Here is a 21,451-nt window from a genome sequence, read left to right as displayed (position 1 = left end):
GGGAAGGGTTCCGCCTACTTCTTCCCGATGAACCAGTCCTGCAGCTTCTGCAGGCGGCGCTGGAGCTGGTCCTCGTTGGCCTGCGCCACCGCCGGTCCCCCGCACTGGCGCCGCAGCTCGGTGTGGACCTGGCCGTGCGGCATTCCCGTGCGGGCGGCCCACGCCGAGACGTTCTTGGCGAGCTGCCCGCGCAGTTCGGTGAGCTGGCGGTGATCCACCACGAGCGGCTCGGCGGCCGCCGCGACGGGCCGGGACTTCCGGCGTGACTGCTGCTCCTGCTGGCGCTGCCGCAGGAGCTGGCCCACCTGGTCGGCGTCGAGCAGGCCGGGGATGCCGAGGAAATCCTGCTCGTCCTCGCTGCCCATCTCGCCACCGGTACCGAACTCGCCGCCGTCGAAGAGGACGCGGTCGAAGGACGCCTGCGACTCGAGCGCCTCGAACTTCTGCTTCGTGAGGGAGTCCGACGCCTTCTCCTCACGGTTCGCCGCCTCCATGAGGGCGTCCTCGAGGCCGAACCCCTCGTCGTCCTTCTCGGGCCGGTCGAGGGCGTGGTCGCGTTCGAGTTCCAGCTGGTTGGCCAGCGCCATGAGGTTCGGGACCGAGGGCAGGAAGATCGACGCCGTCTCCCCGCGCCGTCGGGCCCGGACGTACCGGCCCACGGCCTGGGCGAAGAACAACGGTGTCGCCGTGGACGTCGCGTAGACGCCGACCGCGAGACGCGGCACGTCCACGCCTTCGGACACCATGCGGACCGCCACCATCCAGCGCTTGTCGCCCTCGGAGAACGCCTCGATCTTCGAGGACGCCTTGGCGTCGTCGGAGAGGATGACGGTCGGGGACTCCCCCGTGATCCGCTTGAGCTGCCCGGCGTAGGCACGGGCGTCGTCGTGGTCCGTCGCGATCACGAGCCCACCGGCGTCGTGCACGGTGCGCCGCACCTCGGTGAGCCGCTTGTCGGCGGCGGCGAGGACGGCGGGGATCCATTCGCCCGCGGGGTTCAGGGCGGTCCGCCAGGCCTGGGCGGTGATGTCCTTCGTGACCGCTGCCTCGCCGAGGGACGCGGCCATCTCCTCGCCCGCGCTCGTGCGCCAGCGCATCTGGCCCGAGTAGGCCATGAACATGACGGGCCGGACCACGTGGTCCTTGAGGGCCTGCCCGTAGCCGTACGTGTAGTCGGCGCGGGAGCGGCGGATGCCGTCGCGGTCCTCCACGTATTCGACGAACGGGATGGCCGCGGTGTCCGAGCGGAAAGGGGTCCCGGTGAGGGCGAGGCGCCGGGTGGCGGGCTCGAACGCCTCGCGGATGCCGTCGCCCCAGGAGAGGGCGTCGCCGCCGTGGTGGATCTCGTCGAGGATGACGAGGGTCCGGGCTGCCTCCGTCTTGGCGCGATGCAGCATCGGCTTGCTCGCGACCTGCGCGTAGGTCACGGCGACGCCGATGAAGGCCCCGCCGTGGCGGCCGTCGGCGTTCTTGAAGTTGGGGTCGATCGCGAGGCCGACCCGCGCCGCGGCGTCGGCCCACTGGCGCTTCAGGTGATCGGTGGGGGCGACGACGGTGACCCGGTTGACGATGCCCCGCTCGACGAGCTCGGTCGCGACGCGGAGTGCGAAGGTCGTCTTGCCGGCGCCGGGCGTGGCGACGGCGAGGAAATCGCTCGGGGAATCCTGGAAATACTTCGCCAGCGCTTCGCTCTGCCACTGACGCAGCTTGGGAGCGGTCCCCCAGGCGGCGCGTTCCGGGTATGCGGGGGGCAGGGCTGCGCCGGCACCGAACAGGGTGTCACTACTCACGCCGGGACAGTACCTTCCATTGACTTGCTGGGGGCGAGACCGGGGCCGTCACCGGGTGACCGGGCCCCTCTCAGACCCGAAACTATACCTGCTGCCGTGAACACCCAGAGAGCCAGCCAGATCGCAACGAAGGTCGGGACGTGGCCCGGATCGGCGTCGTCGTGCAGGAGGGCGAACAGGGCACCCGCGCCCGCCGTCCCGACCACCCCGCCCAGCTGGTCGGAGATCTGCAGGGCAGCCGAGTTGCGCCCCTGCTCGTTCCGCGCCGAGAGCTTCAGCACCAGGACGGAGGTGCTGGAGAGCGTCATGCCCATGGCGAAGCCCGAGAGGCACCACACCACGGCAAGCACCCAGAGCGGGGCCTCGACCGCGGTGGCCAGGGCGAAACCGCCGAGGGCCAGCGACAGGATGGAGGAGCCGGCGACCAGGAGCCATTGGCGGCCGAACGTCACGCGCGCCTGCACGAAGGACCCCGCGCTCCAGCCGAGTGCCCCGGCACTCAGCGTCAGGCCGGCCGTCCCCGGGCTGATCTCGCGGGAGCTGACGAGCATGAGCGGGATGAAGGCCTCGGTCCCGAAGAACGCGACGTTGACGAACCCGCGGGTGGCGATGATGCTCGGCAGTCCGCGTCCGAGGACCAGGGTGCCCTTCGGCAGCAGCGCCGGGAGCACGAGGAGGGCGATGACGACGCCGCCCGCTGCGAGGCTCATCAGCGCGGCGACCGTGGCCCGGCTGGGGTCCTCGGTGTCGGCGAGATGGACGATGGACCACTGCGCGGCAAGGACACCGGAGGCCAGCGCGAGGCCGCGAAGGGTGCGGGCCCTCGCCGATCCGGCGTCGGGCGCCTCGACCGGCCCCAGGTCCCTCGTCTTCGGCCAGACGATGATGACTGCTGCGAGCACGATCGGCACGACGCCGAGGAACACCCAGCGCCAGCCGAGGTGCTCGGTCACGAATCCCGCCACCACCGGGCCGATCAGCGCGGGCAGGACCCAGGCGGCCGCCAGCCACCCGAAGACCACCGGCCGTGCCTTCTCGGGGAACGATCGCCCGATCACCACGTAGACCGCGACGATCATGAATCCGCCGCCCAGCCCCGAGATGGCGCGGCCCACCGTCACGAGCCAGAACTCGGGTGCGGCACCCGCCGCGAGCAGTCCGAGGACCATGAGACCCAGTCCGACGGCGAGGGCAGGTCGGGGCCCTCTGCGGTCGCACCACGAGCCGGCGACGACGGTGCCCAGCAGGGACGCGGTCAGGTACATCGAGAAGGCCAGGCCGTAGCTCGACTCCCCCGAGAGCTCGCGGGCCACCGACGGCATGGCGGTCACCACGGCCATCGCTTCGAAGGCGGCGCAGGTGATGATCGCCAGGATGCCGATGGTCAGGGGGCGCAGCTGGGGCGACATCGCGCCGCCGGTGGATGTGTCCGCAGTCTTGCTCATGTCACCTTGGGTTCGGGTCGGGGCGCGGTCCGCCGCCGGTTCTGCGTGCAGACCGGGCGGGTGCGGTCAGTCCTTCGGCTTGTCGTTGCCGGGGCGGAGACCGTTGTAGATCTCCTTGCATTCCGGGCAGACGGGGAACTTCTCGGGGTCGCGTCCGGGGGTCCACACCTTGCCGCAGAGGGCGATCACGGGCTCGCCGGTGAAGGCGGACTCCATGATCTTCTCCTTGCGCACGTAGTGCGCGAAGCGCTCGGCGTCGCCGGGCTCCACCTCCTGGCGGACCTCTTCTCGTTCCATGGTCGCCGTCGAGCCGCCGGTGCCGGGATCGAGGGGATCGTTTGCAAAGGGATCAGCAGGCATAGTCATGGCCCCAGTCTATCGTCAGGGCCTCCGGGGCCTGGGGGCCCTGGGGCGGAAATCCTGCCTGCATTCTTTCCCGGACCCAGTCCACGGGATTCGACAATTCACTGTTCGAGACCGCGACGGCGATCTCATAATGTCGGTGGCAGGCGGGAGAATACATTCATGAGGACGTCGGCCGAACATGCGATGGAACTCGATCGGATATCCGATCGGATCACTTCCCTGAGCGCCGAGAAGGCCCGGATCGACGCCGAGCTCGCCGCGAGCACCGAGGAATTGAGGAAAGTCCTCGAGACCCGGATGATGGATCATTTCTGGCCGGGCCGGCCCGGCCCCCACCGCACCAATCTGGCTGACACCACGACGGCCACGGAGATCGCGTGCCTGCTGCGCATCTCGGAACGGAGCGCGCACCGCCTCGTCCAGTACTCGGCGTTACTGGTCAACTATCATCCCCGGACCCTCACTGCCCTCCGCGACGGCACGATCTCCTGGTCACATGCCACGACCCTCCTGCACGAATGCACCGGCCTCCCCCACCATGTCGCCGCCCGCCTCGAGGACGCGCTCCTGCCCATCGCGGCGGACACCACCGTTCCCCGACTGAGCTATCGGGCTCGCCGCCTGCGCACCGAGCTCCACCCCGAGGCCCTGGAGAAGCGTGCCCGCACGGCGGTCCAGGGGCGCCGCGTCGACGTCGAAGCGGCCGACGATGCCATGGCCTGGCTCCACGTCCATCTGCCCGCCACCGATGCCGCCGCGATCGACGCCAGACTGACGCAGACGTCCCGTGCCCTCCAGATCCCGGCCGAATCCCGGACCCTGCCACAGCTGCGCACGGACGTCCTCACCGATCTCCTCCTCGACGGTCCGGCGCGCTCGGGCTGTGCCCACGAACCCGACGACCACTCGGCGGCGGGACACGCTTACCGCATCCGGGCGCACATCAACGTGACGGTCCCGGTCCTGACCCTGCTCGGTGTCGACGACGCGCCCGCGGATCTCGAGGGCTACGGGCCCATCCCCTCGGACATCGCCCGTCGGCTCGCCGCGCACGCCCCCTCGTTCACGCGACTCCTCACCCACCCGGAGACCGGGGCCGTCCTCAGTGTGGGACGTGATACCTATGCCGTCCCCGCCGACCTCAAGAAGTGGTTGAGGGTCCGCGACCGCACCTGCCGACACCCCGGCTGCAGCATCCCCGCCGCCCGGTGCGAACTCGACCACACCACTCCCTGGGCTCGCGGCGGGCCCACGGATCACGACAACCTGGCCCACCTCTGCCGCAAGCACCACATGCTCAAGAGCGAAGGCCTGTGGCACTACGACCAGCCCACTCCAGGGACGCTGGTCGCCACGTCTCCCGCAGGGCGTTCCTACGCCTGCGACCCGGAGCCTCCACCCTTCTGATGCGCCGTGCCGGCGAGGCCGGCACTCGCGGCCGACTAGCGCGTGGGCGGCTCGCAGCCGATTCCCCGGGGGTTCTCGATGCAGTTCTCGCTCACGTTGTGACCTTTCGTGCGCCAGATGCTCATCAGGTGGGGCTCCGAGGCGACCGCAGCCTCACCGGCGACGGGCTGGAAAGGGCCGCCGTCCACCGAGTAGTCCCCGGCGAAGAACGTGGTCAGCGTCAGTTGGAATTCGCCGGTCCGGGCGTACTGATGACTCGTCGCCGTCTCAGTATCGAAGGCGGGCCCGTCCACCGGGCCCCCCGGAGTGGTTGTCGTCGCACTCGTCCCGTCCCCGTAGTTCCACTGGAAGGACACCGGGCGGGCTTTCAGCACGATCGAGGCGTCCCGGAACTCGAAGGTGAACTCCTGCTCCTGAGCTTGCGCGTAGATGTTCGAGTGCGCGTTCCTGAGGCCGAAGTTCGACGGCTGCGACACGATGGTCGCTGCGAGGACGGGCTGCTTCTGGAACTCCTCGAGGGTGATGACGATCGGCGCCTCCTCGGGAGCCTCTGCGCCGGCGACCGGCGGCGCGGGCGGCTCACCGGGGTACATGCACGAGGACCTGCCGGTCGGTGTGCGCGTCGGCGGCTGGACGTTGTTGTTCACCTCGATCCAGTTGACGAGGGTCCCGTCCTCCTGGGTATCGCACTGGGCGTCGATGCGAGGGCAGGTCGCCGGGTTCAAAGCGCTGCCGGCGCCGGCGGTGCAGGCCCGGACATAGGTGTAGTCGATGCCGTCCTCGACGGGAAGAGCGGCAGGTTGTGCCGGAAGCACCTCGGTTTTTCCGCCCTTACGAAGTGGAATTGCTGGCCGCTGGTATGTGCCGGAGTTCACAGCCCCGAATTCATTGTCATCAACAAAAGCACCCGGCGCTCCGTTCTGCGCAGATGCGGGAGGTACCGGTACCGTGGCAGTCAATATCAACAATAGGAGAGATCCAATACTTAGCGAAGGACGCATCAGGTACCTTCAGGCTTTCCAAAGTCGAGCAGTAACCACGAGCCGTCTTCGTAGACACTGAATGTTACGTTGACGGATGCATCGGGAGCTTCGCCCCTCGACTGGCTTCCGTCAGATTCGAAGTAAGTCAAATCATTCTGCTGATAATTAACCATGCTTTGAATTGATCCGGAGGTATTAGTAAGAAATTCAGTTCCAAAATCAAGGAGTTTGAAGCGGCCTCCGCTCATCCATCCACCGCGCGCGTAAAAATCTTGTACGACCTGCTGTGTCTGAGTGCAGGTGCGACAGCCGGGATCTGTCACTTCCTCGAACGGGGCCCAGTCATTCGTCTCGTAGCCGTAGGAGAACAGTTCCAGCCAGTACTCCGTGAAGGCCTCGAGCCCTTCGGCCGAGTTCTCGTCCGCCAGCGCCGGCTTCACGGGCACCGGGATGTTGGTGGCCGGACCGGCCGATGACGCCGGAGATGGTCCAGGCGCGGCAGAGGCTGACGGTGGGGTGGACGCTTCGGCTGTGGTGGGCGCTGCCGACGACGACGGCCGTCCGGAGACCGGGGTGGGTGAGGCGTCCGCATCGCCCTGGCATCCGGTCAGGAGCACCAGCGCTGCGACGGCCCCGGCAAGGAAGGGCGCTGCTCGTCCACGAATGGATGCCGCTGGTCGATGGCCCTCTGCACGCACAGGAAACACGCCACTCCCCCATCACTTCGCCGACCCTGCCGGAATGGGCCTCAGCATAGCCCGAAGCATTGAGCGTCCTGAAGGTTGTGCACAGGCGAATTGTGCACCCCGACTACGCGAGTCGGGCCACTCTTGTCAGGCCGATCCGTTGGGCCTAAGCTCCGCATGGCAGCGGCGAGAGGACCGCCGGCTCAGAAGCCAGCCGGCAGGCAGCCACATGCTCAGCGGTTCGCCGAGACCGCCAGGAGGAGTTCGGGTGCCCTGCGGTCGTACCAGCGGCCGCCCACCCTGATGCCGACGACCAGGAGCACTGCTCCGAGGATCACCCCGACCAGCAGGGTCAGCCAGCCGAAGAGCGCGTTCCCGGTCGCGAAGTAGGCGATCGTCAGGGCGATCTCGGGCAGGACCAGCAGGAGCATGACCAGCCAGCCGATGATCTGCACGGCGAACATGATGAAGTTCGTCCCGGGCGGGGTCTTGAAGGCGCTCTCACCGGGCAGCGGCACGTTGTACGTGTACCGCGCGGACACGACGCTGGACAGGCCCGTCCCGGTGAGCAGGAGGCCGACCGAGAGGCCGAGGACCACGGGCAGGTCCTCGACCCGTCCCGTGATCAGCAGCGGAAGGACCCCGAACACCAGGGTTGACGGCAGGGCGAACACCAGCAGCGCGAGCGCCCGGCCGAGGCGGTCGTCACGTCCACTGACGCCGGTCGAGAGGTGCAGGCTGAACGCCGTGTTGTCGTAGGAGATGTCGGCCGAGATGGACCACGCCAGCATGAACGCTGTGATGGGACCGAGGAACGCGAGAGCGGCGCTCCCCCCACCGCTCGAGAAGAACAGCACCACCGCGATGAACGGGATCGCCACGAGGCTGGCGAAGTAGCGGGGGTCGCGCTGCCAGTAGGTCAGGGCCCGGGCTGCCACAGCACCCGCCGGTGTGGCGGGGAAGCGTCCGAGCCAGCCGAGGTTCCCTCCGGCACGCTTGGTCACGGCGTTGTACGGAGGGGTGACCAGGGCATGGCTGAGGCTGCGGCTCCACAGCACGAGGAACAGCACGAGCGTCCCGAGGCCGATCAGGAAGCGGAGCACCGCGAGGCCCGCGGTGCCGGCGACGACGTCGGCGGGAGCGGCCCAGAGCGCACCCAGCGGCGTCCAGGCGAGGACGTCGGCGAGCGAGGGGGCGAAGCCGGGAGAGTTCTGGAATCCGGCCGTCACGGCCGCGATGATCGGCCCGAGGAAGATCAGCGGGATGAAGGCGACGATGCCGTTGATGTCCTTGAACCTGCGCGAGCCGGTCATCGAGGAGACCGCCGTCGTCGCGAGGCGTGACGCGACCACGCACAGCAGGACGGCCACCAGTCCGCAGACCAGCGCGGTCAGCGCAGCGGCTGGGTACCGGATCCAGGTGAGCACCTGCGCCAGGGTGGCGACGAGGGTCACGACGCCGGGGATACCGACGAGGCCGCCGAGCACGAGCCCCGCGAGGAGTTGCCGGTGCGGGATGGCGAAGGTGACGAACCGGCCGGGGTCGAGCGTCATGTCGATCCCGGTCGCGGCGATCGGGATCACGATCCAGCCGAGCACGACGGCGGACCCACCGATCACGAGGATGGTCCGGATGAGCTCGAGGTCCGCTGTGCCGAGGAGCACGAGCCCGACGACGACCGTCCCGAGGACGCCGAGCCCGTACAGGCCGCCGAGGATCACGCCGACGAGCTGCGCGGTGCTCCGCCTGAACGAATTGCGGAGGAGGAGGAGCTTCAGCCTCAGGAGGTCCGCAACCACGACAGGCCCTCCGACGTGCTGCGTCCGCCGACGAGCTCCACGAAGCGCTCCTCCAACGTCGCGTTCCCGCGGACCTCGTCGACCGTCCCCGCGGCGAGCACGGTGCCGGCGGCGATGACGGCGACGTGGTCGCACATGCGCTGCACGAGGTCCATGACATGGCTGGAGACGATGACCGAGCCCCCGGACTCCACGTAGCCGGCCAGGATGTCGCGGATGTTCGCCGCCGAGACCGGGTCGACGGATTCGAACGGCTCGTCGAGGACGAGCAGCCGGGGTGCGTGGATGAGGGCGGATGCGAGGGCGATCTTCTTCGTCATGCCCGCGGAGTAGTCGACCACGAGCGTGCCGGCGTCGTTCGCGAGGTCGAACGCCCGCAGCAGGTCGCGGGTCCGATCGGCGACGGTCTCACGGTCCATGCCCCGGAGCAGGCCGGCATAGGTGACGAGTTGCTCACCCGTCAGCCGGTCGAACAGCCGGACGCCGTCGGGCAGGATCCCCATGAGCTTCTTGGCTTCGAGCGGCCGGGCCCACACGTCGACGCCGTGGACGAGCACCTGCCCGTAGTCGGGGCGGAGCAGCCCCGTGGCCATCGAGAGCGTCGTGGTCTTGCCGGCACCGTTCGGCCCGACCAGCCCGTAGAAGGAGCCCTGCGGCACCTCGAGACTGACGCCGTTCACGGCGATCTTGTCGCCGAAGCGCTTGGCCAGGCCGCGGATGCTCAAGGCTGCACTGCCGGCCTCCGCCGCGGGGTGGCTGTCGGCGGACGGCGCGGGAGAACTCATGGGATCACGCTAGCAATGCGCCGTTCCGCCGATCGTCATCCGAAAGGAGGAAAAACCGAACGGAGGGAAGCACCCGTCAGTAGGACCCGGCGCGCTCGTACTGCGGGGCGGGCACCAGCTCGTGGCCCAGCTCGTGGGCAGCGCGCATCCACCAGTGCGGGTCGCGCAGGGCGGCACGCGCGATGAGCACGACGTCGGCCCGCTCTTCGCGGATGATCTCCTCCGCCTGCCGGACGTCGCTGATGAGGCCGACGGCTCCGGTCGGCACACCGGAGGACCGCACCTCCTCGGCGAGCACCACCTGGTAGCCGGGCCCCACCGGGATGGTCGCGGCCGGGACCGCTCCGCCCGAGGACACGTCGACGAAGTCGACGCCTTCCTCGGCGGCGCGCTTGGCGAGGCGCGCGGAGGTGTCGCCGTCGAGCCCGCCCTCCGTCCAGTCCGACGCCGAGATGCGCAGCAGGAGCGGCATGCCCTCCGGGATGACCCGGCGGATCTCGCGGACGACCGCGAGCGTGAGCCGGAACCTGGCCTCCTCCGAGCCGCCCCACCCGTCGGTCCGCGTGTTGACCAGGGGCGAGAGGAACTGGTGCAGCAGGTACCCGTGCGCGGCGTGGATCTCCAGGGTGTCGAATCCGGCCTCGACGGCGAGCGCGGCGGAGGCGCCGAAGTCGCGGATGACCTGCCGGATGTCGTCCTCGGTCATCGCCCGCGGTGCGGCGTACTCTCCGAACGCCTCCTCGGTGGGACCGAGGGTCTGCCACCCGCCGTCCGCCTCGGGGACCGAGCCGCGCTTGCCGCTGAACGGCCAGTACGTCGACGCCTTGCGGCCCGCATGGGCGAGCTGCACCGCCGTCTTCGTGCCCACGGCGCTGTACTCGTGGATGAAGTCGTTGATCCGGCGCCACGCCTCGGCCTGCTCCCGCGTGTAGATGCCGGCGTCGCGAGGACTGATCATGCCCTCGTGGCTGATGGCCGCAGCCTCGGTGATGATGAGGGCCGCCCCGCCGAGCGCGAACTGCCCGAGATGCACGAGGTGCCAGTCGGTCGGCACGCCGGGGGCCGCGACGGGGTCGCAGGAGTACTGGCACATCGCCGCGACCCAGCCGCGGTGCGGCAGTTCGAGGGAGCGGAGCGTCATCGGGTCGAACAGGCCGGGCGCGCCGGAGGGGACAGCTGTGGGAGTCATGGGGTCCTTCAGGGGTGGGGAGCGGAACGCCTAGAACAGGGCGCGGGCCAGCGCGCCGCGTGCCTTGGTGACGCGCGGGTCCGTGGTGCCGACGACGTCGAACAGTTCCAGCAGGCGCTTGCGCGCGGTCTCCCTGTCCTCGCCGGCGGTGCGCCCGATGAAGGCGATGATGCGGCTGAACGCGTCCTCGACGTGGCCGCCCGTGAGGTCGAGGTCGGCGACGGCCAGCTGGGCCTCCACGTCGTCGGGCTCGTCGGCCCCGCGGCGGCGGACCTCGGCGGCGTCGAGGTCCTGGACGCGCTCCATGAGTTCCACCTGCGCGAGTCCGGCCTTCGCGTCGGCGTCGGCGGGCTGCTCGGCCAGCGCACGGCGGTACGCGGCCGCTGCGGCGCCGTAGTCGCCGCGCTCGATGGCGTCGAACGCCTCCTGGTGCAGGGGCGGCAGGGGCGGTTCCTCCGCGCCGGCCGGGCCGGGCTGGGAACCGTCGTTCAGCGTCCCTGTCACACCGTTGGCCTCGGCGACCTTCATCAGCTCGTCGAGGTAGGCGCGGATCTGGGGATCGGGAAGCACGCCCTCGAAGAGGGGGACGGGCTGGCCCTTCACCACGGCGACGACGGTCGGCGCGCCCTGGGCCTGGAAGGCCTGCGCGATCTGCGGCTGCGCCTGGAGGTCGACGTTGGCGAGCAGCATCCGCCCGTCGAGCTCGACGGCGGCGGCCTCGAGCACGGCGGTGACCTGCGTGGACTGGTCGCTGTAGGTGGCGCGGAGGTTGACGACCACGGGCACCTGCGCCGAGAGCTGCACGAGCTGCGGGAACGTCTGCTCCGTCACCTCGACGATGTACGGGCTCGGTCCCGCCGCGGGCTGGCGAGCCGCGGCGGGACGCGCGGCCGCATCCGCGCGTGCCTTGAGGGCAGAGAGGTCCACCGCTCCCCGCAGGTTCATGCTCGGCGACGGGGTTCCGCCCCGCTGTGCTGGTGTCGACAATGCTCTGCCTTTCTGTGACTGCTACTGGTCAAGCCTGGGGCCGCGGGTCAGCGGAGGGTGGCCGACAGCAGCTGCTGGGCGGCGCCGATCACCCGGATCTTATCCTCGCTGGCCGCAGGCGGTACGTACATCATCACGGCCTCGCCGTAGTTGACGTCGATGCCCTTCCCGCTCGCCGCTTTCCCGGTCAGCGACTGGTACACGGTGCCCTTGAGGTCGATCGTGTCACCGCGGGACTTCGGCACGCTGGAGTAGGTGTGGGTCAAGTAGCCGAAGACCATCCCCCCGCCGTCGCCGGTCAGGAGTGCCTGCGTCTGGTCCTCCTGGGCCGTGTGGGTGAACGTGATCTTCGCGGCCTTGTTGCCCGGATCCGCGACGACGCCGGATTGGAACCCGGTGATCGCCTCGGCGAAGGAGTTCTCCTCGAACGTCCCCGCGTTCGCGCCGGAGGGCTTCGTGAGGAAGTCGGCGATGGAGGCGACGGCGGCCTGCGGTGCGGCGGCGAGGGAGCCGGCGTCGTCGAGCGGCACGGGGCCGGTGGCGCCCGGGGCCGGCGGCGACGGGAACGTGCTGCCCGGCAGCATCTGCACGGCAGAGCTCAGCCGGTAGTTCTCGCGCGGCGTCTCCTGGACCAGCAGGAGTGCCTGCGGCACCGGGTTGTCGGCGCCCTGGGTCAGGGCGACGACCGTCCGGGGCCACACGGTCCCGGTGGGGACCATGTCGAGCAGGAGCGGCGACGCGGCGACGGGCGCGGGCGCCTCGGTCTTCGTGTCCTTGGCACGCACCGCGTAGGCACCCGTGCGGAGGTCCAGTGCGGCACCGTCCGCGCGGGGCGCGAGGAGCGTGGGGTCGGAGGCGGCATCGGCGTCGGCCACCGTGGACGCGACGGAGGCGAGGATGCGTTCGAGCTGGCTGTCGAGGACGACGGGCGGCCCGCTGGCCTCGCTGCCCGCGGACGGTGCGCCCTTCGCGGGAAGTGAGGAGGCGCTGGACGACGGCGTGGGCGTCGGGGACGTCGTCGCCGCCCGTCCGGGGGCGGCGCCGAGGACCGATGCCGACCCCACGAGGCCGACGAGGCCCACGACGAGCAGGACCGCGCCCGGCGCGGCGATGCGGGACGCTGTCCCGGGCGCAGCGGTCGAGCCCTGCGCTCCGGTCGGGGCGTGCCGTCGCGCGTAGGCGCGCGTCCCCTCGACGGGTTCGGGGCGGCGCCCGGTGCCGGGACGGCGGGGACTGATCAGAAGCAGTGCGATGCCGAGCGCGACGACGAGCGCGCCGCCGATGATGAGCGGCAGGGCGAAGGGGGTGGACTGGTCGTTGGGCGTGGTGACGGACACACGGGTGGGGGCGGGCGCTTCGCCGTCGGCCGCGAGCAGGATGGACCAGTCACCCTCGGTGGGCTCGCTCCACCGGTAGGTCAGGGATCCGTCGCCGGGTTCCTCCGCGATCCACAGGTCGCTGCCCCGCGGGTCGGGCACCGAGTCCTCGCCCTCCGAGAAGGCGGAGTCCAGGGTCTCCTCGCCGAGGCCCGTGACGCTCAGGTGCGCGGCGTCACCCACCCAGGCCTCGACGTCGGACGCACGCCCGACAGCGAGGGTGAAGGGGCCGTCGGCCTCGACCGTCACCTCGACCGGGCCGCCGGCATCCCCCCGCGCGCCGGGCTCGACCACCGTGACGGGTCCGGCCTGGGCGTCCTGGGCGACGCCTGCGGTGACGGTCTCGGCGGGAGCCCAGACGGTCCGCTGGCCGATGCCGAGGAGCATCAGCAGGAGTCCTGCCACGATGATCGGTACTGCTGTCTTCACGCGCACTGGCTGCCTATCGTTGTCCGTGACGGCGGACCACGTGGCCCCTTCCGCTCTCATTCCGCTGTGATCCCGCTCCGACGGTCCGGCGCGGCGGCGCATGCCGGTGAGGGCCGACGCAGGAATAGTTCTCCAATGGTAACGACAATCGTCGGCCCGCTCCGGCTCCAGCCGGCAGGGCACACCCCGGCCGCCGTTCGTCAAGAACCCGGCGCACCACGGCCCGACTGTTAGGGTTTCGCTAGTCCGACCTCCCGCGGTCGGGACGCCGTTCACGTGAAAGCAGAGCTCTTCGTTGACAGACCCCCAGGACGTCCCGCTCGACCAGCCGCTCCCACGGCCGGTCTCGAACGGCAACGGAGCAGGGCATTCCCACGATCAGGCGCAGCCGGTCGGACAACCCGTCGCGGGCCGGGCCGCGGGGCCGCTGTCGGCACTGCGTTCCCTCTTCACCCTCGCCCGACGCTCGTTGCCGGCCGCCCAGCCCCGCCCGCGCTTCGAATTCCCGCCGGACGTGGAGCCGGTCGAGGTCGTGGTGGACCATGAGGTCTCGCTGACGGACGAGCGCCTGAAGTTCGGCGGCAACGACTCCCCGAGCATGCGCTCGCACCCCATCCACTTCGGCTTCATGATGAGCGTCGGCGTCGGGCTCGCGCTGCTCGCCTTCTTCATCATCACCAACGTCGGCCAGCTCCTCGTCTGGATCGGGGCGGCCCTCTTCATCGCGCTCGGCCTGGACCCGATCGTCCGCTGGCTGGAGACGAAGTACGTCCCGAGGCCCGCCGGCATCGCGGTCTCCCTCCTGATCCTCGTGGGAGCCGTGGTGGGATTCTTCGCGCTGCTCATCCCGACCATCGTCAGCCAGACCTCACAGATCATCGACCGCGCGCCCGGCTACGCGGACAGCTTCCTCAACTCCGAGTTCTTCACGAGCGTGGACCAGCAGTTCCAGGTCCGTGAGCGCGTCAGCTCCGAGATCGACAAGTTCCTCACGAACAGCGAGGCCGTCGGAGGGATCTTCGGCGGTGTCCTCGGGGTCGGCACGGTGATCGTCAACGGACTGTTCGGCGCGCTGGTGATCCTGGTCCTCGCCCTCTACTTCCTCGCATCCATGCCGGGCATGAAGAAGTGGGCGTACCGGCTGGCTCCCCGCTCGCGCAGGCCCCGCGTCGAGGCGCTCTCCGAGGAGATCACGCGCAGTGTCGGCCTCTACGTCATCGGACAGGCGTGTGTCGCGCTGCTCAACGGCACCTTCGCGTTCATCGTGATGACGATCGTCGACGTGCCGTTCTCCGTGCTGCTGACGTTCGTCGTCATGCTCCTCGCCTTCATCCCGCTGATCGGCGGGACGATCGCGGCCGCCGTCGTCTCCCTGGTCGCCCTCACGGTGGGCTGGCACACGGCCCTGCTGTTCGCGGTCCCGTACGTGGCCTACCTGCAGTTCGAGGCGTACTTCATCTCCCCGCGGGTCATGCAGCGCGCCGTCGCGGTGCCCGGCTCGGTCGCGGTGATCGCGGTGATCGCCGGTGGCAGCCTCCTCGGCGTCCTCGGTGCGCTCATCGCCATCCCGACGGCGGCCGCCGTGATGCTGCTGCTCAAGGAGGTCTTCATCGCCCGCCAGGACCGCCACTAGCCCGGCGGACGGCTCCGGTGACGTGCGGTCAGCGGGTCGCCAGGGCGGACGGTGCGACGGCGGCCGGGCCCGTCCACTGCGTCGGGAGCGGGAGCTCCACGTCGGGGCTCACGACGCCCACGATCTCGTTGAGGGCGCGCGCCGCGTACTTCTCCCCCACCCAGAGGTGCTTCGCCCCGTCGATCCCCGTGACGTCGGCCTGCGGCACGCGGGAGAACCGCGTGGCAGCGGCATCGGGCACCAGGTAGTCGTCGAACTCCGGCACCAGCACCCTCAGGGGCAGTCCGCTGGCCGCCCACGCGTCGAGATCGGCGTCGTCCGCGCGGTGCAGCGGCGGCGACAGCAGGATGGCCCCCTCGACGAGCTCCGCGACGGGGTCCTCTGCGCCGTACTTCAGGCACAGCTCGGTGCCGAAGGACCAGCCCACGAGCCAGATATGGTGCAGGCCCTTTGCGACGACCCAGTCGACGGCCGCCTGCAGGTCCAGGCGTTCGGCGTCGCCGCCATCGAACGCGCCGTCGCTGCACCCGCGCGGCGAGCACGTGCCGCGCGTGTTGAAGCGGAGGACGGCGATGTCCGCGAGGGCAGGCAGGCGGAAGGACGCCTTCCTGTACACGTGCGAGTCCATGAAGCCGCCGTGCGTGGGCAGCGGGTGGAGCGTCACGAGGGTTGCCTTCGGGGTGCGCCCGCCGGCCGGAGCGGCGAACTCCCCCACCAGCGTCAGCCCGTCGGCGGTGTGGAGCTCGATGTCCTGCCGATCGGCCGGGAGGACGGTGGATGCACGGATATCGACCGGCTCGTCGCTCGTCGTGAAGGTGTAGTCGGTGGTGTCGCTCGCCATGCCCCCAGTCTAGGTCGGCCGGGCCGGCCCGCGGCGCGGTCCTCGCGGATGGGCCGGTCGGCGACGGACCGGCTCAGTAACGGAAGCTGCGCGACTGCCAGCACCGCACGTGCCAGTGGCGTCGCTCTGCGAGAGCCCGTTCGGGACCGAACAGCGAGTCCTCCCGCCAGACGACGAGGTGGGCGATGCCCGGCAGGATGAACGAGTTGCAGCCCGGGCAGGTGTAGGTCTTGGCGGCGTTCCGCTCCGTGATGCGGCGCACGGACCATTCACCGTCGGGCGCGCTCTCCCGGGCGGGGATGCCGGCCCGGGCACGCTCGAGGTCCAGGTCCGGCGGCGGGGTCCACTTGCTCCGCGCGCCACCACCGGGACGGCTGGGTCGGTTGGATCGGGGCACCGTTCCAGTCTGCCATCCGGCCGGGCGGATGGACGTGCCCGTCCGCCCGCCGTCGAGCACTGCGAATCCTGCTGGAGGTACCGCGCCCGGTAGAGTCGTACCCGTGCGTCTTGTCATAGCCCGCTGCTCCGTCGACTACATCGGCCGCCTCCGGGCGCATCTCCCCCTCGCGACCCGGCTCCTCATGGTGAAGTCGGACGGCTCGGTGCTCGTGCACTCCGACGGCGGTTCGTACAAGCCCCTCAACTGGATGAGCCCGCCCGCGACACTGCGGGTGAGCGCGCCCGACGACGCCGACCGCGCGGAGGGCATCACCGAGGTGTGGACCGTGCAGCACGCCAAGAGCGACGATCGGCTCGTCATCGCCATCCGCGAGCACCTGCACGACTCCTCCCATGACCTCGGCGTCGACCCGGGCCTCGTGAAGGACGGCGTGGAGGCCGATCTCCAGCGCCTCCTCGCCGAGCAGATCGAACTGCTCGGTGCCGGGTCCACCCTGATCCGGCGCGAGTACATGACGGCCATCGGTCCCGTGGACATCCTCGCCCGCGACGCCCTGGGCCGCACGGTGGCGATCGAGCTGAAGCGCCGCGGCGACATCGACGGCGTCGAGCAGCTCACCCGCTACCTCGAACTGCTGAACCGCGATCCGCTCATGTCCCCCGTGCGCGGGGTGTTCGCCGCCCAGCAGATCAAGCCGCAGGCGCGGGTCCTGGCCGCGGACCGCGGCATCGACTGCCTCACGCTGGACTACGACGCCATGCGCGGAGTCGACGACAGCGCGTCCCGCCTCTTCTAGGGACGCCGACCCCGGGCCCCTACACTCGGACCATGGCTCTCTCCAGCAGAACGCCCGCTGCCCTGTCCGGACGCATGGTGACCGATGCGGGGATCATCGACGACGGCGTCCTGCGGTGGGAGGGCTCACGTATCACCGAGGCCGGGACGTCGCGCGGCGGCACACCCGTCGAAGAACTGCCGGAGGGCTACTTCATCCTCCCGGGACTCATCGACCTGCACTGCCACGGCGCGGGCGGAGGCGACTTCACCTCCGGTTCGGACGCCGACATCGCCCTGGCCGTGGCCCACCTGCATCGCAGCGGGTCCACGACGGTCCTCGCGAGCACGTGCGCGGCGCCCCTGGCCGAGCTCGAGGACGCCTTCACCCGGCTCGCCGCTGCTGCGGACTCCGGGCTGATCGCCGGCATCCATGCGGAGGGCCCGTTCCTGTCGAAGGAGCGCTGCGGCGCCCACGACCCCGAGTTCCTGATCCTGCCCACGCAGGAGGACGTCTCGCGCCTCGTCACCGCCGGCCGGGGGCATCTCGCCTCCATGACGTTCGCACCCGAACTGCCCGGCAGCGACGTCCTCGTCTACGAGCTCGTCACGCACGGGGTCATCCCCTCCATCGGGCACACGAACAGCTCCACGGAGGAGACCTCGGACGCGCTGGACCTCATCGCCGAGGAACTGGCCTCGACCGGCTTCGAGGGCTTCAGCGGACGCCCGACGGCGACGCACCTGTTCAACGCGATGCCCGTGATCCACCACCGCACACCCGGCCCGGTCCCCCTGCTGCTGCAGCGGGCGCGCGCCGGCGAGATCGCCGTCGAACTCGTCGCGGACGACGTGCACCTCCACCCGGAGACGGTGCGCATGGCCTTCACGATCGCCGGCTCCGAGAACATCTGCCTGGTGAGCGACTCCACTGCGGCGGCCGGGCGCGCGTCCGGTACCTTCCGCCTGGGCTGCAACGCCATCACCGTCGTCGACGGCGCGGCCGTCCTCACGGCCACGGGAGCCCTGGCCGGTGGGGCCGGCAGCCTGCTGGACGTCGTCCGGTGCACCGTCGGGGCAGGGGTCGACGTCGTCGACGCCGTGCGGGCGGCCACCACCGTCCCGGCGGCCGTGCTCGGACTCTCCGACGAGGTGGGCAGCCTGCACGGCGGATTGCGCGCCGACGCCATCGTGGTGTCACCCGACCTCCGGCTCAAGGGCGTGCTGCGCAACGGGGTGTGGATCAGGCCGATCGAGGAGTGAGTCCGCGCGGGCAGGGTCGCCGGAAGGGCGTCAGCGCCAGGTCCCGATCCCGATGACCGGACCGGCCTCGATCCAGGAGGAGAGGCCGGCGTAGACGTCGAAGCGCATGGCGAGGTCGAACGGTTCGCCCTCGTACGCGAGATGGACGATGATCGCGCCGGGCTGGATGCGCACCCGCTCCGCTTCCGTGGGCGCGCGCCACCCCTCGACCTCGAGGGAGCTGCGCAGGAAGCGGAACTTCGGGATCGGGCTCAGCGACAGGAGGCTGAGCCATTCCAGGTGATTCTCCGTATAACGACAAACCCCCACCCGCCATCCCTGGGGAGGGAGGCAGATGGAGGCGTCGAACGTGCCGAGGGCACGGTTCAGCTGGTACCGGCGGAGGAGGAATGCTCCGATCACGAGCACGAGCAGGCCGAAGACGACCGCAAGGCAGATGAACGTCACACCCAGTGCCTCCATGGGAGGCCTAGGCGGATTCCGGATTCACCGAACCGCCGACCCTGGCGTTGTCCGCCACGATCACGACGCGGTTGGAGTCGACCGAGAAGAAGCCTCCGTCCACGCCGACCACGAGGCGTTCGCCGCTGACCGGCTCCACGGAGAGCTCGCCCGCCTCGAGGATCGCGAGGATCGGGGTATGGCCGGGAAGGATGCCGATCTGGCCGTTCGCCGTGCGTGCGTTGACCTTGCGTGCCGCGCCCGACCACACGAAGTGGTCGGCCGCGACAACTTCGACCTCGAGTTCGCCCTGTGATGCCATGGGCGTTACTTCCCGGTCTGCTCTTGGATCTTGGCCCACTGGCGCTCGACGTCGTCGAGGCCGCCGACGTTGAAGAACGCCTGCTCCGCGATGTGGTCGAGGTCGCCGTTGCAGATCGCCGAGAAGCCCTCGATGGTGTCCCTGATGGAGACCGTCGAACCCTCGACGCCGGTGAACTGCTTGGCGGTGTAGGTGTTCTGCGAGAGGAACTGCTGGATGCGGCGTGCACGCGCCACGATCACCTTGTCCTCCTCGCTGAGCTCGTCGATGCCGAGGATCGCGATGATGTCCTGCAGTTCCTTGTTCTTCTGGAGGATCTGCTTCACGCGGACGGCCGTGTTGTAGTGGTCGTGGCCGATGTACTGGGGGTCCAGGATGCGCGAGGTCGAGGCGAGCGGGTCCACGGCCGGGTAGAGGCCACGGGACGCGATCTCGCGGGAGAGCTCGGTGGTCGCATCGAGGTGCGCGAACGTGGTCGCCGGGGCCGGGTCGGTGTAGTCGTCGGCGGGCACGTAGATCGCCTGCATCGACGTGATCGAGTGGCCCTTGGTCGACGTGATGCGCTCCTGGAGGAGGCCCATCTCGTCGGCGAGGTTCGGCTGGTAGCCCACGGCGGAGGGCATGCGGCCCAGCAGGGTCGACACCTCGGAGCCCGCCTGGGTGAACCGGAAGATGTTGTCGATGAAGAGCAGCACGTCCTGGTTCTGCACGTCGCGGAAGTACTCGGCCATGGTCAGGGCCGAGAGGGCCACGCGGAGACGCGTTCCCGGCGGCTCGTCCATCTGGCCGAACACGAGGGCGGTGTCCTTGAGGACGCCCGCCTCCTCCATCTCGACCCAGAGGTCGTTGCCCTCGCGCGTACGCTCGCCGACGCCGGCGAACACCGAGGTGCCACCGAAGTTCCGGGCGACACGCGTGATCATCTCCTGGATGAGGACGGTCTTGCCGACACCGGCGCCACCGAACAGGCCGATCTTGCCACCCTTGATGTAGGGGGTCAGGAGGTCGATGACCTTGATGCCGGTCTCGAGCATCTCCGTCGAGCCCTCGAGGGAGGCGAAGGCCGGGGGCTTGCGGTGGATCGGCCAGCGCTCGGTGATCTCCAGCGCGGACTCGTCGACGTCGAGCGGCTGGCCCAGGACGTTGAAGATGTGGCCCTTGACGCCGTCGCCGACGGGTACGGAGATCGCCGTTCCGGTGTCCTGCACCACGGTCCCGCGGACGAGGCCGTCGGTGGCCTGCAGCGAGATGGCGCGGACGAGGTTGTCGCCCAGGTGCTGCGAGACCTCGAAGGTGATCAGTCGGGTCTCACCGTTGAGGGTGACCTCGGTGGTGAGGGCGTTGTACATTGCGGGGATTGCGTCGGCCGGGAACTCGACGTCGACAACCGGGCCGATGACACGTGCAATACGGCCGGTGGCGCCGGGGGCAACTGAGTCCGTACCGTGTTCAACAGTCTGGGCAGTCATCTCTCTCACTTCATTTACGTAGATGGCGTGGAACTAAGTCTAGCTGTGCACCCGGCGCCTCGAGGGCCCGGATGGGGAGGTGCGTCAGGAGGCGTTCAGCGCGTCCGCGCCGGCCACGATCTCCGAGAGCTCCTGCGTGATCTCGGCCTGACGGGCGGTGTTGCGCAGGCGCGTATACTTCTTGATCAGCTCCGTCGCGTTGTCGCCCGCGGACTTCATGGCCCGCTGGCGTGCGGCGAGCTCGCTGGCTGCCGCCTGCAGCATGGCGGCGAAGATGCGCGACTCGATGTACCGCGGCAGGAGGGCGTCCAGGACCTGCTCGGGCTCCGGCTCGTACTCGTACAGGGGCAGGAGGTCACCGTCCTGCGGCACTTCCTCCTCCACGACCTCGAGCGGGAGCAGCCGCATGACCGCCGGTTCCTGCACGACCATGGAACGGAACTTCGTGTACACGACGTGGATCTCGTCCACGCCGCCGTCCTCGTAGTCCTTCAGGAACGCGGCGAGGAGCTCCCTGCCGACCTCGCGGGCCGTGTCGAACTCGGGGGCGTCGGTGGAACCCGTCCAGACCTTCTCGTAGTCGCGGCCGCGGAAGTCGAAGTACACCTGGGCCTTCCGGCCGAGCAGGAAGGCGTGGATCTCCTTGCCCTCCGAGCGGAGCGTCTCAAAGAGGCCCTCCGCCTGCTTGAGCGCGCTGGCCGAGTACGACCCGGCGAGACCGCGGTCCGAGGTCATCACCAGGACGGCGGCGCGACGGACCTCGCCGTGCTCCGTGGTCAGCGGGTGGTCGATTTCAGACTGCGACGATACGGCCGAAACGGCGCGGGTGATCGCGTTGGCGTACGGCAGGGCCGCAGCGACACGCGAACGTGCCTTGCCGATGCGAGAAGTCGCGATCAGCTCCATCGCCTTGAAGATCTTCCGCGTCGACGTGGTCGAGGCGATCTTCTGGCGGTAGACCCGGATCTGGGCTCCCATTCTTGTCCTTTCCTTCGCCCCCGCTACGGGAAGCGATCAGGCCAGGGTCCTGACGGCGGGAGGGGCTGCGCCCCTCCCGCCGTGCAGA

At 69.8% G+C, this 21,451-nt stretch carries 20 protein-coding genes; 4 read left to right on the top strand and 16 right to left on the bottom strand.

The genetic code is table 11. The annotated features are described in order from the left end of the window. Positions 1-14 precede the first annotated feature (14 nt). The 3 genes from ACX80P_RS00565 to ACX80P_RS00555 form a co-directional block, all read right to left on the bottom strand. The gene (locus tag ACX80P_RS00565) at positions 15-1,790 is read right to left on the bottom strand and encodes a DEAD/DEAH box helicase (protein ID WP_459276089.1); all 1,776 of its coding nucleotides are present in this window, start codon (positions 1,788-1,790) and stop codon (positions 15-17) included. Continuing rightward, entirely contained in the window at positions 1,787-3,235 is a 1,449-nt protein-coding gene (locus ACX80P_RS00560; RefSeq protein ID WP_459276088.1) for an MFS transporter, read from the bottom strand. Before ACX80P_RS00560 ends, ACX80P_RS00565 begins: the two co-directional genes overlap by 4 nt. Positions 3,236-3,301: 66 nt before the next feature. Then, complete coding sequence (locus ACX80P_RS00555) at positions 3,302-3,601, bottom strand: DUF3039 domain-containing protein (protein ID WP_459276087.1); 300 nt, start codon at positions 3,599-3,601, stop codon at positions 3,302-3,304. 159 nt (positions 3,602-3,760) lie between these two features. Here ACX80P_RS00555 and ACX80P_RS00550 point away from each other — a divergent pair, with 159 nt between their 5' ends. Beyond that, a complete protein-coding gene (locus ACX80P_RS00550) occupies positions 3,761-5,008 on the top strand; it encodes an HNH endonuclease (protein WP_459276086.1) in 1,248 nt (415 codons plus the stop codon). 35 nt (positions 5,009-5,043) lie between these two features. Here the strand turns inward: ACX80P_RS00550 and ACX80P_RS00545 are convergent, their stop codons facing one another. The 7 genes from ACX80P_RS00545 to ACX80P_RS00515 form a co-directional block, all read right to left on the bottom strand. Then, positions 5,044-5,823, bottom strand: coding sequence for a PKD domain-containing protein (locus ACX80P_RS00545; protein WP_459276085.1), 780 nt, complete (start codon positions 5,821-5,823; stop codon positions 5,044-5,046). Positions 5,824-6,008: 185 nt separating this feature from the next. Then, positions 6,009-6,608, bottom strand: coding sequence for a DUF6318 family protein (locus ACX80P_RS00540; RefSeq protein ID WP_459276084.1), 600 nt, complete (start codon positions 6,606-6,608; stop codon positions 6,009-6,011). A 302-nt stretch (positions 6,609-6,910) separates the two neighbouring features. After that, positions 6,911-8,476 carry a transporter gene (locus tag ACX80P_RS00535; RefSeq protein ID WP_459276083.1) on the bottom strand — a complete coding sequence of 522 codons (1,566 nt, stop codon included), beginning with the start codon at positions 8,474-8,476 and terminating at the stop codon, positions 6,911-6,913. Then, on the bottom strand, positions 8,458-9,261 hold the full coding sequence (locus ACX80P_RS00530; protein ID WP_459276082.1) for an ABC transporter ATP-binding protein: 804 nt from the start codon (positions 9,259-9,261) through the stop codon (positions 8,458-8,460). Before ACX80P_RS00530 ends, ACX80P_RS00535 begins: the two co-directional genes overlap by 19 nt. 76 nt (positions 9,262-9,337) lie before the next feature. After that, positions 9,338-10,450, bottom strand: coding sequence for an NADH:flavin oxidoreductase/NADH oxidase (locus ACX80P_RS00525; protein ID WP_459276081.1), 1,113 nt, complete (start codon positions 10,448-10,450; stop codon positions 9,338-9,340). Positions 10,451-10,480: 30 nt separating this feature from the next. Then, entirely contained in the window at positions 10,481-11,437 is a 957-nt protein-coding gene (locus tag ACX80P_RS00520) for a tetratricopeptide repeat protein (protein ID WP_459276080.1), read from the bottom strand. Between the two features lie 47 nt (positions 11,438-11,484). Continuing rightward, positions 11,485-13,242 carry a DUF8094 domain-containing protein gene (locus ACX80P_RS00515; protein ID WP_459276079.1) on the bottom strand — a complete coding sequence of 586 codons (1,758 nt, stop codon included), beginning with the start codon at positions 13,240-13,242 and terminating at the stop codon, positions 11,485-11,487. A 295-nt stretch (positions 13,243-13,537) separates the two neighbouring features. On the opposite strand from ACX80P_RS00515, the gene ACX80P_RS00510 reads away from it, so the two are divergent. Next, the gene (locus ACX80P_RS00510) at positions 13,538-14,875 is read left to right on the top strand and encodes an AI-2E family transporter (protein WP_459276078.1); all 1,338 of its coding nucleotides are present in this window, start codon (positions 13,538-13,540) and stop codon (positions 14,873-14,875) included. Between the two features lie 28 nt (positions 14,876-14,903). Here ACX80P_RS00510 and ACX80P_RS00505 read toward each other — a convergent pair whose 3' ends face one another. Beyond that, entirely contained in the window at positions 14,904-15,716 is an 813-nt protein-coding gene (locus tag ACX80P_RS00505) for an alpha/beta hydrolase (protein WP_459276077.1), read from the bottom strand. Between the two features lie 73 nt (positions 15,717-15,789). Continuing rightward, the gene (locus ACX80P_RS00500) at positions 15,790-16,113 is read right to left on the bottom strand and encodes an Rv1322 family protein (RefSeq protein WP_459276076.1); all 324 of its coding nucleotides are present in this window, start codon (positions 16,111-16,113) and stop codon (positions 15,790-15,792) included. Positions 16,114-16,216: 103 nt separating this feature from the next. On the opposite strand from ACX80P_RS00500, the gene nucS reads away from it, so the two are divergent. Both nucS and ACX80P_RS00490 read left to right on the top strand, forming a co-directional pair. After that, entirely contained in the window at positions 16,217-16,912 is a 696-nt protein-coding gene (gene nucS / locus ACX80P_RS00495) for an endonuclease NucS (RefSeq protein ID WP_459276075.1), read from the top strand. 32 nt (positions 16,913-16,944) lie between these two features. Next, positions 16,945-18,153, top strand: coding sequence for an N-acetylglucosamine-6-phosphate deacetylase (locus tag ACX80P_RS00490; protein WP_459276074.1), 1,209 nt, complete (start codon positions 16,945-16,947; stop codon positions 18,151-18,153). A gap of 30 nt (positions 18,154-18,183) precedes the next feature. Here the strand turns inward: ACX80P_RS00490 and ACX80P_RS00485 are convergent, their stop codons facing one another. From ACX80P_RS00485 to ACX80P_RS00470, 4 genes are all read right to left on the bottom strand, one after another. Next, complete coding sequence (locus ACX80P_RS00485) at positions 18,184-18,615, bottom strand: DUF2550 domain-containing protein (protein ID WP_459276073.1); 432 nt, start codon at positions 18,613-18,615, stop codon at positions 18,184-18,186. 7 nt (positions 18,616-18,622) lie between these two features. Further along, entirely contained in the window at positions 18,623-18,916 is a 294-nt protein-coding gene (locus tag ACX80P_RS00480; protein ID WP_459276072.1) for a F0F1 ATP synthase subunit epsilon, read from the bottom strand. A gap of 5 nt (positions 18,917-18,921) precedes the next feature. After that, entirely contained in the window at positions 18,922-20,385 is a 1,464-nt protein-coding gene (gene atpD, locus ACX80P_RS00475; protein ID WP_459276071.1) for a F0F1 ATP synthase subunit beta, read from the bottom strand. Positions 20,386-20,469: 84 nt separating this feature from the next. Further along, positions 20,470-21,363: a F0F1 ATP synthase subunit gamma gene (locus tag ACX80P_RS00470; RefSeq protein ID WP_459276070.1), complete on the bottom strand. Its 894-nt coding sequence runs from the start codon at positions 21,361-21,363 to the stop codon at positions 20,470-20,472. Positions 21,364-21,451 lie beyond the last annotated feature (88 nt).

The organism is Arthrobacter arabinosi (assembly GCF_054511115.1).
The sequence above is the reverse complement of the archived record's forward strand: the minus strand, read 5'-3'. Positions and strand labels throughout refer to the sequence as shown.

What these genes read in the sequence shown, in the direction of transcription:
- ACX80P_RS00480 (WP_459276072.1), bottom strand. Translation starts at nt 18,916, where the DNA reads ATGGCATCACAGGGCGAACTCGAGGTCGAAGTTGTCGCGGCCGACCAC.
- ACX80P_RS00485 (WP_459276073.1), bottom strand. Translation starts at nt 18,615, where the DNA reads ATGGAGGCACTGGGTGTGACGTTCATCTGCCTTGCGGTCGTCTTCGGC.
- atpD (WP_459276071.1), bottom strand. Translation starts at nt 20,385, where the DNA reads ATGACTGCCCAGACTGTTGAACACGGTACGGACTCAGTTGCCCCCGGC.
- ACX80P_RS00530 (WP_459276082.1), bottom strand. Translation starts at nt 9,261, where the DNA reads ATGAGTTCTCCCGCGCCGTCCGCCGACAGCCACCCCGCGGCGGAGGCC.
- ACX80P_RS00550 (WP_459276086.1), top strand. Translation starts at nt 3,761, where the DNA reads ATGAGGACGTCGGCCGAACATGCGATGGAACTCGATCGGATATCCGAT.
- ACX80P_RS00525 (WP_459276081.1), bottom strand. Translation starts at nt 10,450, where the DNA reads ATGACTCCCACAGCTGTCCCCTCCGGCGCGCCCGGCCTGTTCGACCCG.
- ACX80P_RS00560 (WP_459276088.1), bottom strand. Translation starts at nt 3,235, where the DNA reads ATGAGCAAGACTGCGGACACATCCACCGGCGGCGCGATGTCGCCCCAG.
- ACX80P_RS00505 (WP_459276077.1), bottom strand. Translation starts at nt 15,716, where the DNA reads ATGGCGAGCGACACCACCGACTACACCTTCACGACGAGCGACGAGCCG.
- ACX80P_RS00490 (WP_459276074.1), top strand. Translation starts at nt 16,945, where the DNA reads ATGGCTCTCTCCAGCAGAACGCCCGCTGCCCTGTCCGGACGCATGGTG.
- ACX80P_RS00555 (WP_459276087.1), bottom strand. Translation starts at nt 3,601, where the DNA reads ATGACTATGCCTGCTGATCCCTTTGCAAACGATCCCCTCGATCCCGGC.
- ACX80P_RS00470 (WP_459276070.1), bottom strand. Translation starts at nt 21,363, where the DNA reads ATGGGAGCCCAGATCCGGGTCTACCGCCAGAAGATCGCCTCGACCACG.